The sequence below is a fragment of the Litchfieldia alkalitelluris genome, assembly GCF_002019645.1.
Taxonomy (GTDB): Bacteria; Bacillota; Bacilli; order Bacillales; family Bacillaceae_L; genus Litchfieldia; species Litchfieldia alkalitelluris.
The window spans coordinates 2,606,910-2,623,459 of record NZ_KV917374.1 but is presented as its reverse complement, the minus strand read 5'-3'; the positions used below and the strand labels follow the sequence as shown (position 1 = coordinate 2,623,459).

The 16,550-nt window shown below is 41.3% G+C and carries 6 protein-coding genes, 19 tRNA genes, 4 rRNA genes and 2 pseudogenes; 1 reads left to right on the top strand and 30 read right to left on the bottom strand.

The genetic code is table 11. From position 1 onward, the window contains the following. Positions 1-121: 121 nt before the first annotated feature. The 3 genes and pseudogenes from BK579_RS12055 to BK579_RS12045 form a co-directional block, all read right to left on the bottom strand. Positions 122-745: pseudogene (locus BK579_RS12055) on the bottom strand (vitamin B12-dependent ribonucleotide reductase); the annotation flags it as partial. Between the two features lie 736 nt (positions 746-1,481). Beyond that, a pseudogene (locus BK579_RS12050) lies at positions 1,482-2,270 on the bottom strand (ribonucleotide reductase N-terminal alpha domain-containing protein); the annotation flags it as partial. A gap of 377 nt (positions 2,271-2,647) precedes the next feature. Then, on the bottom strand, positions 2,648-3,484 hold the full coding sequence (locus BK579_RS12045; protein ID WP_078545797.1) for a lipoate--protein ligase family protein: 837 nt from the start codon (positions 3,482-3,484) through the stop codon (positions 2,648-2,650). A 223-nt stretch (positions 3,485-3,707) separates the two neighbouring features. On the opposite strand from BK579_RS12045, the gene BK579_RS12040 reads away from it, so the two are divergent. Beyond that, positions 3,708-4,034 (top strand): rhodanese-like domain-containing protein, encoded by a 327-nt coding sequence (locus BK579_RS12040; RefSeq protein ID WP_078550549.1) that lies wholly within the window; start codon positions 3,708-3,710, stop codon positions 4,032-4,034. Positions 4,035-4,212: 178 nt separating this feature from the next. Here the strand turns inward: BK579_RS12040 and BK579_RS12035 are convergent, their stop codons facing one another. From BK579_RS12035 to rrf (BK579_RS11905), 27 genes are all read right to left on the bottom strand, one after another. Further along, complete coding sequence (locus BK579_RS12035) at positions 4,213-5,043, bottom strand: tyrosine-type recombinase/integrase (protein ID WP_235848415.1); 831 nt, start codon at positions 5,041-5,043, stop codon at positions 4,213-4,215. 159 nt (positions 5,044-5,202) lie between these two features. Beyond that, positions 5,203-5,276: transfer RNA gene (locus tag BK579_RS12030), tRNA-Cys, on the bottom strand. Positions 5,277-5,372: 96 nt separating this feature from the next. Next, positions 5,373-5,447: transfer RNA gene (locus tag BK579_RS12025), tRNA-Gln, on the bottom strand. Positions 5,448-5,610: 163 nt separating this feature from the next. After that, a tRNA-Gly gene (locus BK579_RS12020) sits at positions 5,611-5,684 on the bottom strand. Between the two features lie 10 nt (positions 5,685-5,694). Then, positions 5,695-5,770, bottom strand: a tRNA-His gene (locus tag BK579_RS12015). Positions 5,771-5,788: 18 nt separating this feature from the next. Next, positions 5,789-5,862, bottom strand: a tRNA-Trp gene (locus BK579_RS12010). A 7-nt stretch (positions 5,863-5,869) separates the two neighbouring features. After that, positions 5,870-5,954, bottom strand: a tRNA-Tyr gene (locus tag BK579_RS12005). A 4-nt stretch (positions 5,955-5,958) separates the two neighbouring features. Beyond that, a tRNA-Met gene (locus BK579_RS12000) sits at positions 5,959-6,035 on the bottom strand. A 151-nt stretch (positions 6,036-6,186) separates the two neighbouring features. Continuing rightward, a tRNA-Met gene (locus BK579_RS11995) sits at positions 6,187-6,263 on the bottom strand. Between the two features lie 151 nt (positions 6,264-6,414). Then, positions 6,415-6,491 (bottom strand) — tRNA-Met (locus BK579_RS11990). 168 nt (positions 6,492-6,659) lie between these two features. Then, positions 6,660-6,752, bottom strand: a tRNA-Ser gene (locus BK579_RS11985). Positions 6,753-6,767: 15 nt separating this feature from the next. Next, a tRNA-Met gene (locus BK579_RS11980) sits at positions 6,768-6,844 on the bottom strand. Positions 6,845-6,865: 21 nt separating this feature from the next. Next, positions 6,866-6,942, bottom strand: a tRNA-Arg gene (locus BK579_RS11975). A gap of 8 nt (positions 6,943-6,950) precedes the next feature. Then, positions 6,951-7,025 (bottom strand) — tRNA-Asn (locus tag BK579_RS11970). Between the two features lie 13 nt (positions 7,026-7,038). After that, positions 7,039-7,154, bottom strand: a 5S ribosomal RNA gene (gene rrf, locus BK579_RS11965). 56 nt (positions 7,155-7,210) lie between these two features. Continuing rightward, positions 7,211-10,164, bottom strand: a 23S ribosomal RNA gene (locus BK579_RS11960). A gap of 179 nt (positions 10,165-10,343) precedes the next feature. Further along, a 16S ribosomal RNA gene (locus tag BK579_RS11955) occupies positions 10,344-11,912 on the bottom strand. Together the 16S, 23S and 5S rRNA genes with 19 tRNA genes alongside form the textbook arrangement of a ribosomal RNA operon. 240 nt (positions 11,913-12,152) lie before the next feature. Beyond that, positions 12,153-12,227 (bottom strand) — tRNA-Asn (locus BK579_RS11950). Between the two features lie 4 nt (positions 12,228-12,231). Next, positions 12,232-12,305: transfer RNA gene (locus BK579_RS11945), tRNA-Gly, on the bottom strand. A 167-nt stretch (positions 12,306-12,472) separates the two neighbouring features. After that, positions 12,473-12,546: transfer RNA gene (locus BK579_RS11940), tRNA-Ile, on the bottom strand. 13 nt (positions 12,547-12,559) lie between these two features. Continuing rightward, a tRNA-Gly gene (locus BK579_RS11935) sits at positions 12,560-12,633 on the bottom strand. Between the two features lie 133 nt (positions 12,634-12,766). After that, positions 12,767-12,843 (bottom strand) — tRNA-Ile (locus tag BK579_RS11930). 17 nt (positions 12,844-12,860) lie between these two features. Next, a tRNA-Ala gene (locus tag BK579_RS11925) sits at positions 12,861-12,933 on the bottom strand. A gap of 245 nt (positions 12,934-13,178) precedes the next feature. Then, the gene (locus BK579_RS27060) at positions 13,179-14,081 is read right to left on the bottom strand and encodes a methyl-accepting chemotaxis protein (protein WP_078545795.1); all 903 of its coding nucleotides are present in this window, start codon (positions 14,079-14,081) and stop codon (positions 13,179-13,181) included. A 7-nt stretch (positions 14,082-14,088) separates the two neighbouring features. Next, positions 14,089-14,310, bottom strand: a complete 222-nt coding sequence (locus BK579_RS27055; RefSeq protein WP_169891129.1) for a protoglobin domain-containing protein — start codon at positions 14,308-14,310, stop codon at positions 14,089-14,091. A 62-nt stretch (positions 14,311-14,372) separates the two neighbouring features. Beyond that, entirely contained in the window at positions 14,373-15,404 is a 1,032-nt protein-coding gene (gene galE / locus BK579_RS11910; RefSeq protein WP_078545793.1) for a UDP-glucose 4-epimerase GalE, read from the bottom strand. 995 nt (positions 15,405-16,399) lie between these two features. Continuing rightward, positions 16,400-16,515, bottom strand: a 5S ribosomal RNA gene (gene rrf / locus BK579_RS11905). Positions 16,516-16,550 lie beyond the last annotated feature (35 nt).

Here is a 16,550-nt window from a genome sequence, read left to right as displayed (position 1 = left end):
TCTTATCGAGGTTCACCACCTATGCGTTGCCCCTGACTAGAACTTTACTTCTAGTCTTCGGTTCGGATTAGCATTTCAGCCTTCCCGCTTTATCCCGCAATTTTTTACGTGAGGCAAGCTATTCACCACACGGGTTTGTTGCAACAACTTGTTGACCATATGCTTTCGCATTTGTCATGTCATTTGCATTATCTATGAAGAAGATACCAGGCTCTGCTGAGTATGTTGCACAAATGTTAATTAAGTTCCAAAGCTCTTTTGCTTTAATTTTACGGTAAACGCGGACCTTATTTCCTTGTTTTTCCCACTCTCTAACGTCTCCAACATTATGCCACTCTTCATTATATAGCTTCATCTGATCTTGATCATAGCTTTCTACATCAGGGAATCGTAGTTCATATACAGCATCTTGCTCAACTGCATCCATGAATTCTTTTGTTAAGCAAACAGAGATATTTGCTCCAGTAAGGAATTCTGAGTTATGGACACTGTAGTTTCCACCAACATTTAATTTAAGCTCTGCTTCTTGGATGATTTTTTCACTAAAACCACCATAGCCTGGAATTTGTTTATAGTTAGTAATTCCTTGATACATTGCTACTTCTTGTTCTGTAAGTGGTGTAAATTTTAATTTATCTTGTGCATATTTTTTAATTGCTTCATCGTTTGTACTTTCGATTAAGAATCGAAGGATTCTTGGGTTTTGCATTTTTGAGATAATGAATTCAATGATGTCTGGATGCCACGTATATACCGTCTCTTTCGAGATACTTTAACTCTGCATTTAAGCAGACGGTCTAGACTATATCATCACCCTCAGCATAACCTGTTAGGGGCCAGGCGCTTCGAAAAGGTATAATCCTTCCCTACTCTACTCATATCTTCTATATTTGATATTTTCGATAGTCTTTGAACCTTCACCTATACGGTGCTTGGCTGCGAATTGTCCAATTCAACCAATTTTTATAGCATTCACGCTCACCGTTTCCAGTCACGTTGTAGCTTGGATGACTCTAAGGATTTCCTCGCAATTCACCTGATTTACTTGTCACTCATTTCTGAATGACGCGGACTAGTATTTCGACAAAATTCAATCCGCTAACATGATCATTTGGGCACCACGCAATTTGTTACTCCTATTAAGGAGGTTAGGTCATTTCTGCCTAACTCTCATGCTTTCACATGAGTTCGGACTATATCATCAAGGATAAAATTATTAATCCCTGTCTCGCGCCTCGAAAGAATCTTACCCTTCGACCTACTTGTACCATATTTTATTTGTAGTTAAACTTAGGTACTTTCGATAGTCTCTGAACGTTCATCTCAGTTTCCCAAGATGCTTCGCTGCTGATTGCCCATTTATATGTTCATCATTTTTGAACCATCACGCTCACCGTTACCAGTCACGTTGTGGTTGATGAACCTTTAGGGTGTTCCAGCAATTCACGAGATTTCAATCCCGCCATGTGGATTTTAATTTAACGGGACCCACCTTGCTCAACAAGATGTGTTAACTTAGCAATATCATCTAACCACGATACAGAACCAGATGATTTCCCATTTACACCTCGTGCTAACGTGTTACGTGGACGCAGTGTCGAACCGTTTGTTCCAACTCCACCACCACGGCTCATGATTTCCATCACTTGCTTACGGTGCTCTGAGATCCCCTCACGCGAGTCTTGCACAAATGGCATAACATAACAATTAAAGTATGTTACATCTGTATCTGCTCCTGCTCCATAAAGAACTCGTCCAGCTGGAATGAAGTTTAAACTAGAAAGTTCATTATAGAACTTCTCAAACCATTCTTGACGCTTTTCTTCTGTTGTTTCTACAGAAGCTAGTCCTGTTGCGTTTCTCATAGCAATTTGCTCATAAAAGACTTCAAGTGGCTTCTCAATCACATCAAGTGAGCGGTTCACAATACCTGTTTCAATTTCTTCAGGCTTATCAAGCACACCTCTGTATTCCTCATCAACAAGTACTTGAGCCGTTTTTTGCTCCCAATCAATGCCAACAATAAAGCCAAGTCCACGAGCAGGAAATTTCGGATCTTCCTTAATTGTAAGAACAACGAAATCTCCTTCTGCTAATGTAAGCTTTTCGGTATCCTTGAATGTATACCGATCAAGCATGACTAATCGAGATACCCCCTTGTGTGATAGCTTCATATCCTCAGTAATTTGATGTACTTGAGGAAATAAGCGGATATCTTGATTAAGTCTTTCCACATTAATATTCATTTTTTTAGGTAACGCAACAGACATTCCCACAACTCCCTTTTTATCTATATTTAAGCTTGTCCACGAGCAACTTTTCATTTATTTCTATAAAAAAGCTCGGTTGCTGTCTTAATTTTTTCGTAACCTTAACTTATCATATCATTACCATTAAAATCAATATATAGTATTCGACTTTTTTAAAAACATACAACATATTGATTTTAGTTGTGGTGTTTTTAATTTTGTCAAACCGTAAAACATATCAAAAGTAAAGAAAAACAGAGCATATATTAGATTACACTCAGATTTTCGGCGTTTTTGATGAATTTTGTCGGTTGCGTTTTTTTGGTAATAATCAGTACTTATTGTAGAGCCATTTTAAGAACACAACAAAAAAAGCCGATTTAAAAAAAAATCAGCTTTTATCTTCTGAAATTCCACTCATCATTTGCATAACGAGTTTTTATAATTGTATTTACGTAGTCCATTTCTTGCTCTGTTAATTCATATGGTTCTAATTGAATGTTAAGTCCTTTTTCGAACCCATAAATGAATGCATCTTTCGCTTCTGCAATGGTAACAGGGGTCTCTCGTAATGCATTTATAGCAACTGCTTTATTTTTAAAATTACGTTGCATCCTTTCTCTTACACGATCGTTAGGATACTTAAATAGGTCAAACAATTTGTCTTCATCTATATCTAGTAGGATGGAGCCGTGCTGTAAGATTACTCCCTTTTGCCTTGTTTGAGCACTTCCTGCTACTTTTCTTCCTTCGACAACTAACTCATACCATGATGGAGCATCAAAGCATACAGCTGAACGAGGGTTCTTTAATCCTTCACGTTCTTCATCTGTTTTCGGCACAGCGAAGTATGCGTCTAACCCTAGCTTTTTGAATCCCTCAAGGATTCCCTCAGAGATGACACGATACGCCTCAGTAACCGTTTGAGGCATTTCAGGATGGTCCTCTGAGACAATCACACTATATGTTAGTTCTTTATCATGAAGTACTCCCCTACCGCCGGTTGGTCTACGAACAAACCCTAAGCCATAACGCTTAACAGCTTCTAAATCAATCTCTTTCTCAACCTTTTGAAAATATCCAATTGATAATGTTGCAGGATTCCATCCATAAAAACGAATTGTAGGTGGAATCACTCCCTTGCTATGCCACTCTAGTAAGGCTTCGTCCAATGCCATATTAAATTCAGGAGAACAATCTCCTGAGTCAATAAATCTCCAAACTTCTTGTTCCATGTTAAACCCTCTTTATGATGTATTTCTTTTTCATCCTTAGTCTATCAAATACTTGCTAACTTTCAAAGAAAAATGCCAACAGAATTCCTTTGATTCTTATGGGGACAACTTATATAATAGAAGATGTCGATATAAGAGGAGAAATAGAGAAGGAGTCGATAAAAGCGTGGAAATACTAATACTGATTATCATCTTAGTGGCACTTATTACTTATTCACTAGTAATGTTTTTCTATCAAAAAAGAATTTTAAAAACATTAACTGAAGAAGAATTTCGTGCTGGCTACCGTAAAGCACAATTAATAGATGTTCGCGAACCAAAGGAATATGATGGTGGGCATATATTAGGAGCTCGTAATATCCCACTTACTCAATTAAAGATAAGACTAAAAGAAGTACGCCAAGATCAACCCGTATACCTTTACTGTCAAAACACAATGAGAAGTGGAAGAGCAGCTCAACTTTTAAAAAGAAAAGGCTACAGCCAGTTATATACACTTAAAGGTGGATATAAGCAATGGAACGGTAAAATTAAAACTAAAAATAAATAAAGTTCATGTTATCCTTGAGAAACTCTCTCAAGGATTTTTTTGTTATTGATACTTTTTATAGCCCTTGGAAGGTAATTTCTCTTTTTGACAATAAAGTTAGCTTATTATAATTAAAAAAACGAGCACCTAATAGGTCCCCGCTTCACACATCACCTTAACAACACCACCTAGTGTGCCACTAAGCAAAAGTTCTTTTGATTGCATCTTCTATTTTACTAGGTGACTCCTTCGATAAATAACGTTTTGTTACGTTTACATCTGCATGTCCTGCTAACTCAGCCACTGTTGAGATATCAATTCCATTTTGTACTAACTCTGTACAAAAAGTGTGACGTAACTTATGAGGATTCACATCATATTTTTTCAGCATATATTGTACTCCACGTGTAGAGATTCTTTTTCCAACACTTGAAATAAATAATGCAGTTTGACTTTTATCTAAAGTATCAATATAACGCTCCAGATGAGATTTTAAATCCTTAGACAAAGGAATTGTCCGTTTAATATCACCATGACTGTTTCTTATAAATAGGTTACTATTATCTGTATCTAATTGGATATCTGATAGATTTAATGCACATAATTCTGAAATTCGAATACCTGTATGCAATAGTGTATATACAATTACAATATTTCGAAGATCTCCATCTTTTTCAACCTCTTGCAAAAGTGCATTTCTTTCATCTCTGTTTAAAGCCTCGGGGTTCTCAGTATTCTTTTCTTTTTCTAGGCGGGTGATATTATTCATGATTTCGTGAATGTTTTGAAATCTTGCATAAACACTGATCGCTGAAAAGGCTTTTTCTATCGTCGCTGCACTTCTATCGAGATCTTCAAGATAATCCATATATTCTTGAACATCATCTCTTGTTATATGATGAAAATCTCTTTCACCCTTCTGTAACCATTCAAAAAACTTTCGTATTGTTCCATCATAGGTTTTAATTGTGTTTTCAGATTTACCTTCATCAGATAACCAGCCAGCAAACGACTTTAAAAGATTTTCCACTTTCAATGCCCCCCTATATTTACTTAACTACAACTGAAGTATAACATACAATTTCGCAGAAGTAAAACTAGTTTGATTTTTATATACAAAAAAAGAAGAGATACTTAAGAACCCTTCTTTTTAAGTATGTATATATAATTGAAAACGAAAAATCATGTTTGGAGGCGACACCCGGATTTGAACCGGGGATAAAGGTTTTGCAGACCTCTGCCTTACCACTTGGCTATGCCGCCAGACTATGTTACTTAAGTACCTTATTACTACTGTACTATTAGTATATGTTATGTTTTAGAAAAGTTGATAAATATATATCAATTTTTTCAAAAGAATGGCTGGGCTAGCTGGATTCGAACCAACGCATGACGGAGTCAAAGTCCGTTGCCTTACCGCTTGGCTATAGCCCATTGAATAATCATCATGAACAGCTTCCTCGAAAATGCTACATGAATGACATAGCAAGAGGATATTTTGGGATATATCTGAAGGAAATGTCACGAAATATCGTCGACATACTCAGTTATATTTAAACCCTAATTAAATCCTAATTAATGTTCTTAATATCTTAATTGGAGCGGGTGATGAGAATCGAACTCACGACATCAGCTTGGAAGGCTGAGGTTTTACCATTAAACTACACCCGCAAAAAAATTATGGGGCGACTGATGGGAATCGAACCCACGAATGTCGGAACCACAATCCGATGCGTTAACCACTTCGCCACAACCGCCATAATAAATTAATTGATTGGCAGGGGCAGTAGGAATCGAACCCACACTGGAGGTTTTGGAGACCTCTGTTCTACCGTTAAACTATGCCCCTAAATGAATGGTGGAGGGGGACGGATTCGAACCGCCGAACCCTCAGGGAGCGGATTTACAGTCCGCCGCGTTTAGCCACTTCGCTACCCCTCCAACTTGGTTGCGGGGACAGGATTTGAACCTGCGACCTTCGGGTTATGAGCCCGACGAGCTACCAGACTGCTCCACCCCGCGATAATAAAAAATTATTGAATTAAACTCACGATTAATAAATTTAACTACCTAAAATAGATGTTAGTATTAAATACTTCTTATAGATATTATATGTCATATAGCAAAAGCGTGATAACTATCCACCAAGAAAATGAGTTGTTTCATGTTAAGTTGGTTGCGGGGACAGGATTTGAACCTGCGACCTTCGGGTTATGAGCCCGACGAGCTACCAGACTGCTCCACCCCGCGATAATAAAAATTATTCAATTAAACTCAAAGTTTTATACATTTAACTACCTAAAATAGATGTTAATATTAAATACCTCTTGGAGATATTATATGTCATATAGCAAAACCGTGATAACTATCCACCAAGAAAATGAGTTGTTTCATGTTAAGTTGGTTGCGGGGACAGGATTTGAACCTGCGACCTTCGGGTTATGAGCCCGACGAGCTACCAGACTGCTCCACCCCGCGATAATAAGAATATATTTAGTTTGGTTCTTCACCAAAGTTTAGACTGTCCCAATCTCAGGAAGCTTAATCAAGCAGCAGCTCGATTGGTACAACTCGCAGTTGATTCGTGAAGCTTAACCTCGTTGCTCCACCCCGCGATAATAAAAGTTATTCAGTTGGATAATTATATGGCGGAGGAAGAGGGATTCGAACCCCCGCGGGCTTTGACACCCCTGTCGGTTTTCAAGACCGATCCCTTCAGCCGGACTTGGGTATTCCTCCGTATAATTATAGATATGGTAGCGGCGGAGGGAGTCGAACCCACGACCTCACGGGTATGAACCGTACGCTCTAGCCAGCTGAGCTACACCGCCAAGTGTAATTAATTAATGATATGGCGCGCCCGAAAGGAGTCGAACCCATAACCTTCTGATCCGTAGTCAGACGCTCTATCCAATTGAGCTACGGGCGCGTATATAATGGCTCCACAGGCAGGACTCGAACCTGCGACCGATCGGTTAACAGCCGATAGCTCTACCACTGAGCTACTGTGGAATAATTTCATTAAGCCTAGCGACGTCCTACTCTCACAGGGGGAGTCCCCCAACTACCATCGGCGCTGAAGAGCTTAACTTCCGTGTTCGGTATGGGAACGGGTGTGACCTCTTCGCCATCATCACTAGACTTATGAAGGTTCGCACCTTCAAAACTAGATAACGTTCATACATTCATTAAAAGTTTTGGTTAAGTCCTCGATCGATTAGTATCAGTCAGCTACACACGTCACCGCGCTTCCACCTCTGACCTATCAACCTCGTCATCTTCGAGGGATCTTACTAGCTTGCGCTATGGGAAATCTCATCTTGAGGGGGGCTTCATGCTTAGATGCTTTCAGCACTTATCCCGTCCACACATAGCTACCCAGCGATGCCCTTGGCAGAACAACTGGTACACCAGCGGTGTGTCCATCCCGGTCCTCTCGTACTAAGGACAGCTCCTCTCAAATTTCCTACGCCCACGACGGATAGGGACCGAACTGTCTCACGACGTTCTGAACCCAGCTCGCGTACCGCTTTAATGGGCGAACAGCCCAACCCTTGGGACCGACTACAGCCCCAGGATGCGATGAGCCGACATCGAGGTGCCAAACCTCCCCGTCGATGTGGACTCTTGGGGGAGATAAGCCTGTTATCCCCGGGGTAGCTTTTATCCGTTGAGCGATGGCCCTTCCATGCGGAACCACCGGATCACTAAGCCCGACTTTCGTCCCTGCTCGACTTGTAGGTCTCGCAGTCAAGCTCCCTTGTGCCTTTACACTCTACGAATGATTTCCAACCATTCTGAGGGAACCTTTGGGCGCCTCCGTTACATTTTAGGAGGCGACCGCCCCAGTCAAACTGCCCACCTGACACTGTCTCCCATGCCGATTTAGGCATGTGGGTTAGAATTTCAATACAGCCAGGGTAGTATCCCACCGACGCCTCCACCGAAGCTGGCGCTCCGGCTTCTAAGGCTCCTACCTATCCTGTACAAGCTGTACCAAAATTCAATATCAGGCTACAGTAAAGCTCCACGGGGTCTTTCCGTCCTGTCGCGGGTAACCTGCATCTTCACAGGTACTATAATTTCACCGAGTCTCTCGTTGAGACAGTGCCCAGATCGTTACACCTTTCGTGCGGGTCGGAACTTACCCGACAAGGAATTTCGCTACCTTAGGACCGTTATAGTTACGGCCGCCGTTTACTGGGGCTTCGATTCAAAGCTTCTCTTGCGATAACCTCTCCTCTTAACCTTCCAGCACCGGGCAGGTGTCAGCCCCTATACTTCGCCTTGCGGCTTCGCAGAGACCTGTGTTTTTGCTAAACAGTCGCCTGGGCCTATTCACTGCGGCTTATCAGGGCTATTCACCCTAATAAGCACCCCTTCTCCCGAAGTTACGGGGTCATTTTGCCGAGTTCCTTAACGAGAGTTCTCTCGAACACCTTAGGATTCTCTCCTCGCCTACCTGTGTCGGTTTGCGGTACGGGCACCTCTCACCTCGCTAGAGGCTTTTCTTGGCAGTGTGAAATCAGGAACTTCGGTACTTTATTTCCCTCGCCATCACAGCTCAGCCTTAACGATTCGCGGATTTGCCTACGAATCAGCCTTACTGCTTGGACGCGCATATCCAACAGCGCGCTTACCCTATCCTTCTGCGTCCCCCCATTGCTCAAACGGTGAGGAGGTGGTACAGGAATTTCAACCTGTTGTCCATCGCCTACGCCTTTCGGCCTCGGCTTAGGTCCCGACTTACCCTGAGCGGACGAGCCTTCCTCAGGAAACCTTAGGCATACGGTGGAGGGGATTCTCACCCCTCTTTCGCTACTCATACCGGCATTCTCACTTCTAAGCGCTCCACCAGTCCTTCCGGTCTGACTTCACTGCACTTAGAACGCTCTCCTACCATTGTTCTAAAAGAACAATCCACAGCTTCGGTGATACGTTTAGCCCCGGTACATTTTCGGCGCAGAGTCACTCGACCAGTGAGCTATTACGCACTCTTTAAATGGTGGCTGCTTCTAAGCCAACATCCTGGTTGTCTGGGCAACTCCACATCCTTTTCCACTTAACGTATACTTTGGGACCTTAGCTGGTGGTCTGGGCTGTTTCCCTCTTGACTACGGATCTTATCACTCGCAGTCTGACTCCTGAATATAAGTCTTTGGCATTCGGAGTTTGACTGAATTCGGTAACCCGTTGGGGGCCCCTAGTCCAATCAGTGCTCTACCTCCAAGACTCTAAATTCAAGGCTAGCCCTAAAGCTATTTCGGAGAGAACCAGCTATCTCCAAGTTCGATTGGAATTTCTCCGCTACCCACACCTCATCCCCGCACTTTTCAACGTGCGTGGGTTCGGGCCTCCATTCAGTGTTACCTGAACTTCACCCTGGACATGGGTAGATCACCTGGTTTCGGGTCTACAACCACGTACTCATGCGCCCTATTTAAGACTCGCTTTCGCTGCGGCTCCGTCTTATCAACTTAACCTTGCACGTGATCGTAACTCGCCGGTTCATTCTACAAAAGGCACGCCATCACCCTGATATTTTCCGAAGGAAAAATCATAGGGCTCTGACTACTTGTAGGCACACGGTTTCAGGATCTCTTTCACTCCCCTTCCGGGGTGCTTTTCACCTTTCCCTCACGGTACTGGTTCACTATCGGTCACTAGGGAGTATTTAGCCTTGGGAGATGGTCCTCCCTGCTTCCGACGGGATTTCTCGTGTCCCGCCGTACTCAGGATCCACTCTAGAGAGAACGAAGTTTCGACTACAGGGCTGTTACCTTCTGTGGCTGACCTTTCCAGATCACTTCATCTACCTCGTTCTTTTGTAACTCCGTACAGAGTGTCCTACAACCCCAAGAGGCAAGCCTCTTGGTTTGGGCTATTTTCCGTTTCGCTCGCCGCTACTCAGGAAATCGCGTTTGCTTTCTCTTCCTCCGGGTACTTAGATGTTTCAGTTCCCCGGGTTTACCTTCAACTACCCTATGAATTCAGGTAGAGATACTACTCCATTACGAGCAGTGGGTTTCCCCATTCGGAAATCTTCGGATCAAAGCTTACTTACAGCTCCCCGAAGCATATCGGTGTTAGTCCCGTCCTTCATCGGCTCCTAGTGCCAAGGCATCCACCGTGCGCCCTTACTAACTTAACCTAAGTTAAAGTCGTAAAAACTTTACAGTTTATTACTTTGGTTTTAATTCTTAATGAATGTCTTGTTACGTTATCTAGTTTTCAAGGTACGAATTCTAATAGAAGGAAAGTTCCTTCAAAACTGACCACAATAAATCAAGCGTCTTTTTATGAATCTCATAAGAGATTCAGTTTCCTTAGAAAGGAGGTGATCCAGCCGCACCTTCCGATACGGCTACCTTGTTACGACTTCACCCCAATCATCTGTCCCACCTTAGGCGGCTGGCTCCTAGATGAAACAAGTTTCATCTTAGGTTACCCCACCGACTTCGGGTGTTACAAACTCTCGTGGTGTGACGGGCGGTGTGTACAAGGCCCGGGAACGTATTCACCGCGGCATGCTGATCCGCGATTACTAGCGATTCCAGCTTCATGCAGGCGAGTTGCAGCCTGCAATCCGAACTGAGAATGGTTTTATGGGATTCGCTTAACCTCGCGGTTTTGCTGCCCTTTGTACCATCCATTGTAGCACGTGTGTAGCCCAGGTCATAAGGGGCATGATGATTTGACGTCATCCCCACCTTCCTCCGGTTTGTCACCGGCAGTCACCTTAGAGTGCCCAACTGAATGCTGGCAACTAAGATCAAGGGTTGCGCTCGTTGCGGGACTTAACCCAACATCTCACGACACGAGCTGACGACAACCATGCACCACCTGTCACCTTTGTCCCCGAAGGGAAAACTCTATCTCTAGAGCGGTCATAGGGATGTCAAGACCTGGTAAGGTTCTTCGCGTTGCTTCGAATTAAACCACATGCTCCACCGCTTGTGCGGGCCCCCGTCAATTCCTTTGAGTTTCAGTCTTGCGACCGTACTCCCCAGGCGGAGTGCTTAATGCGTTTGCTGCAGCACTAAGGGGCGGAAACCCCCTAACACTTAGCACTCATCGTTTACGGCGTGGACTACCAGGGTATCTAATCCTGTTCGCTCCCCACGCTTTCGCTCCTCAGCGTCAGTTACAGACCAGAGAGTCGCCTTCGCCACTGGTGTTCCTCCACATCTCTACGCATTTCACCGCTACACGTGGAATTCCACTCTCCTCTTCTGCACTCAAGTCTCCCAGTTTCCAATGACCCTCCCCGGTTGAGCCGGGGGCTTTCACATCAGACTTAAAAGACCGCCTGCGAGCGCTTTACGCCCAATAATTCCGGATAACGCTTGCCACCTACGTATTACCGCGGCTGCTGGCACGTAGTTAGCCGTGGCTTTCTGGTTAAGTACCGTCAAGGTACGAGCAGTTACTCTCGTACTTGTTCTTCCTTAACAACAGAACTTTACGACCCGAAGGCCTTCATCGTTCACGCGGCGTTGCTCCGTCAGACTTTCGTCCATTGCGGAAGATTCCCTACTGCTGCCTCCCGTAGGAGTCTGGGCCGTGTCTCAGTCCCAGTGTGGCCGATCACCCTCTCAGGTCGGCTACGCATCGTTGCCTTGGTGAGCCGTTACCTCACCAACTAGCTAATGCGCCGCGGGCCCATCTGTAAGTGATAGCCGAAACCATCTTTTAATAGAGAACCATGAGGTTCTTTATATTATCCGGTATTAGCTCCGGTTTCCCGAAGTTATCCCAGTCTTACAGGCAGGTTGCCCACGTGTTACTCACCCGTCCGCCGCTAATTAAAGGAAGCAAGCTTCCTTTAATCCGCTCGACTTGCATGTATTAGGCACGCCGCCAGCGTTCATCCTGAGCCAGGATCAAACTCTCCAATAAGAGATATTTGATTGCTCAAATAAAAAATTTAAAACTAGATTAAACGTTGACGCTTGTTTATTGTGTTCAGTTTTCAAAGAACTTTTTCGTTTGCTTGTTAAAGCAGCTTTTATAATTTAACATTTCTTCTTTTTGATGTCAACCACTTTTTTAATAGTGTTTAAGTCATCTTTATTTCTTTTATCATACTAACATAACATTTCACCATTGTCAACTTCTGTGAAGTGACTGTAAAAATAATGGCTCCACAGGCAGGACTCGAACCTGCGACCGATCGGTTAACAGCCGATAGCTCTACCACTGAGCTACTGTGGAATAATGGAGCGGGTGATGAGAATCGAACTCACGACATCAGCTTGGAAGGCTGAGGTTTTACCATTAAACTACACCCGCAAATATTAAATTCAATAATTCGTTGCTACAAAATAAAGTATTAACGCTACACTCAAAAATTATACAACATTTTGTAAAGTTTTAAAGCTTGTTTGCTACTTCATTTACTATAACATAGCCACTTCATAGAAGTCAACTATCTTTCAAAGAATATAGTATCATTGAAGTGGGCCTAAATGGACTCGAACCATCGACCTCACGCTTATCAGGCGTGCGCTCTAACCAGCTGAGCTATAGGCCCATTACAAATATAATGGAGCGGGTGATGAGAATCGAACTCACGACATCAGCTTGGAAGGCTGAGGTTTTACCATTAAACTACACCCGCATTATTACTATAAGAAAATGCATTATTATCAAACCCTTACAACGGCTTGCATGCTTCTTCCTCTTCTAGATTATTCATTGAAGTATATGCGTCGAAGCAACTCGTAGATACTTCATCGCATTAACACAAACCATGGTGGACCTTGTAGGACTCGAACCTACGACCGGACGGTTATGAGCCGTCTGCTCTAACCAACTGAGCTAAAGGTCCAAAATTTATTTTTAAAATGGAGCCTAGCGGGATCGAACCGCTGACCTCCTGCGTGCAAGGCAGGCGCTCTCCCAGCTGAGCTAAGGCCCCTCTCGTTTACATTAGTTATAATATCACATTAACTTCGTAGAAGTCAACAATTAATATCATTTTTGTTTATCAATTACATACAAAATTTATCGAGCATCAGTTATTTTATCTGCCCTCAAAAATTTTGTCAATAGTATATAACTAAGTTTATGTTTTAATATTTTTATGCAAATAAACACCAGTACAAAAGATAAAAACGCGAGGATTTCGCGTTTTTCAAATTTTATTTCATATATATAATTTTTTTATAACTGTGTGGTTATATTCATCATCTCGTCGGATGCAACTGCCACATGCTCAACTGCTTGACTAATGTCCTCAAATATTTGAATTAACTCATTCATCTCATTGGCAATCTTAACATTCTGTTGTTTAACGTTAACCATTGATTCTAAGATTTGATCAAAAAATTGATTAGTCTCTGAGGATTCAATGGATCCCTTCTTCAAATTATCACTTACCTGAAGAATAGCCTTATTGACCAGACCAGAGTATTCTGCCATCTCCAAAATAATACTCGAGACTTCAGATACTGAGTTTTTTGTACTTTCCGCAAGTTTCCGAACTTCACCAGCTACAACTGCAAAACCTTTTCCATTTTCCCCAGCTCTAGCAGCTTCTATTGCTGCATTGAGTGCAAGCAAGTTCGTTTGATCTGCAATTGAAGTGACGATTACAGCTATTTGCTCGATTTTCTTTGAACTTTGTTGCAAGCTATCCATATCACCATTTATTTTTCTCATTGATACATCCGTATCTTGAAGCATCGATTGAAGATTACGTAACCTTTGAATACCTTCTTTTGATTTATCCTCTGTATTTACTGCAATTTCTGACCCAATGTCTGTAAGCTCTTTAATCTCTTGAGATTTACCAGCTATTTCTTGAATTGCTGAACTAGTTTCTTCACTAATGGCTGCCAATTCTTCCGCATTTCTACTTACATTGTCTTTCATACGATTTTTCAAGACTTCAGCCTCTTCTCTGATTCGAGCATTCTCAAGTTCGTATGCCTCAAGAGCAATTTGCTGCTCAAAATTAAGTATTTGGGATACAGCCATAATCGCACGTTTGTATTCTAATGGGTTACTAATTTGTTCATCTATAATTTCACTTAAAGAATGGAACAAATCCTGAAAAGCACACATATACCATTTAGGTGCTAATGGCCATTTTCACATGCACATAAGCAATAATATATCGTTGTTTGATAAAACTCTCATCTATCACTCCATTAAACATTTCTATAATATGGTTATAAAGAGTACTCTTTAGTCTTTCAATAGAGCTATTATTATCGATGATTTTCTTATATTGAACTATAATAGAAATTGGGTAAAATGAATCTCTATTATATCGAAAAAAAAAGAGACCCACTTCACAAGGGATCTCTTAAAGTCTTAATAAAGACTAGTAAAACACAAGTTCTAACTAAAATATTAAATCGTAATAATCTCTTCTTTTTTATATCCATTAGGATTATTGGATTGCCAATTCCAAGCATCTCTACACATATCATTAATATCCTTCTTCGCTTCCCATCCTAATTCCTTCTTCGCCTTCATTGGACTAGCATAACAAGTGGCAATATCTCCTGGTCTTCTATCTGTAATATGGTAAGGAATTTTAATATTTGTCGCCTGTTCAAACGCGTTTATTAAATCTAGTACACTATAACCAACACCTGTTCCCAGATTATAAGCTTCAACACCTGTTCCATTCATAACTTTTTCAAGTGCTTTAATGTGACCAATGGCAAGATCCATTACATGGATATAATCCCTAACACCTGTTCCATCATGAGTGGGATAGTCACTACCAAATACACTAAGTCTGTCTAGCTTCCCCGCAGCAACTTGTGTAACATACGGCATCAAATTATTGGGGATACCCTTAGGATCTTCACCAATTTTCCCACTCACATGAGCTCCAATTGGATTAAAGTAGCGTAAAAGAGCAATACTCCATGAACTATCAGCTATAAATACGTCTTTCAGTATTTGTTCAATCATCAACTTTGTACTTCCGTATGGATTTGTTGCACCAAGTATTTCATCCTCAACCAAAGGAACTTTAGCATGTGTTCCATATACAGTGGCTGATGAACTGAATACAATATTCTTAACATGGTATTTTTTCATAATATCTAAAAGAACTAACGTACCAGTAATATTATTTTGATAATAATAAATAGGAATTGATACTGATTCTCCCACTGCCTTTAGTCCAGCAAAATGAATAACAGCATCAATATGATTTTCCTCAAAAACCAACTCAACCTTTTCGCGATCAAGCAAATCTACTTCATACACTTTAAAATCTCTATCAGTAAGTTCCTTTACTCGATTCAATGATTCAGGACTACTATTAGAGAAATTATCTAAAACGATAATATCATAACCTGCATTCAGCAGTTCCACACAAGTGTGACTGCCGATATAACCTGCGCCACCTGTAATTAATATGCTCATAGATTTCACCTCATAATTCCTTCGGGATTTTTCTTAATAAAGAACACCTTGATAACAATTAATAAATACATATCTTTTTAAGTTGATTTTATAAGTTAGTAATTCTTAATAAAGAACATACAGACAACAATAAATTACATTCCTAAAGGGTGATATATATATACAATAGTACGTTTTTCCAGCCAGAAAATCAACAAAAACCCTAAAATAATGTACATTAAAACGAACAAGTCACTTTATTTTGTCATACGCTTATCACATACAATCTCTATAACAGCAGAATCTTTCAGAATTATTATATAAAAAAAGCTCTTTAAGACCCTAACCTCTACTTCCAGCGCGCAAAACTAGAGTATCATTACCTTCAGTTTTTCAAACACTTACTTGCTTTAAGATTTCACCTATTGAAAATCCGACGAACCTTATTTCACGCTTAAACCCTTACAGTTTTAGGCATAAGAAAAACCGGGCAAAGCCCGATCCTCTTTTGTTTAGTGAAAATCCGATAATTGGTACTCTATGCCTTTACTTGTTTATAATACAAAGGTTACATTTTTCCACCATACTTCTTAATTTAAACGGAAAAATTCCCCTTAAATTGGGAAATATCAACATTTCCCTAAAAATAACAGGAGTTTTTCCGCTTATATGAACCTAATCTTGAATTTTAGTCATATGTGAGAGAAGTTAACCGGAAAATCTCCGTTTATATCGGCTTCTTAACCCCCTACTAGATACATTAACCGGAATTACTCCGCCTATGAGTTCCTATACCTACCCGAAAAATCAACAAAGATGATTAACAAATCTTTTAAAAAAGTCCACTATGATCTGTGCTGCCTCACCCATAAATAGTTCAAAAAAATCAATGTTGATTTTTATCAAAAAATATTTGTTTTAAAATATTAGTCTCCATACACGAAAAATACCACAGTAACAACGCCTGTGGTAACCCAAAAATAAGACCCATTCAAATGAATGGGTCTTTCTTAAATGCCTAGCGACGTCCTACTCTCACAGGGGGAGTCCCCCAACTACCATCGGCGCTGAAGAGCTTAACTTCCGTGTTCGGTATGGGAACGGGTGTGACCTCTTCGCCATCATCACTAGACTTATGAAGGTTCGCACCTTCAAAACTAGATAACG

What these genes read in the sequence shown, in the direction of transcription:
- BK579_RS12040 (WP_078550549.1), top strand. Translation starts at nt 3,708, where the DNA reads ATGTTTTTCTATCAAAAAAGAATTTTAAAAACATTAACTGAAGAAGAA.
- BK579_RS27060 (WP_078545795.1), bottom strand. Translation starts at nt 14,081, where the DNA reads ATGTGTGCTTTTCAGGATTTGTTCCATTCTTTAAGTGAAATTATAGAT.
- galE (WP_078545793.1), bottom strand. Translation starts at nt 15,404, where the DNA reads ATGAGCATATTAATTACAGGTGGCGCAGGTTATATCGGCAGTCACACT.
- BK579_RS12045 (WP_078545797.1), bottom strand. Translation starts at nt 3,484, where the DNA reads ATGGAACAAGAAGTTTGGAGATTTATTGACTCAGGAGATTGTTCTCCT.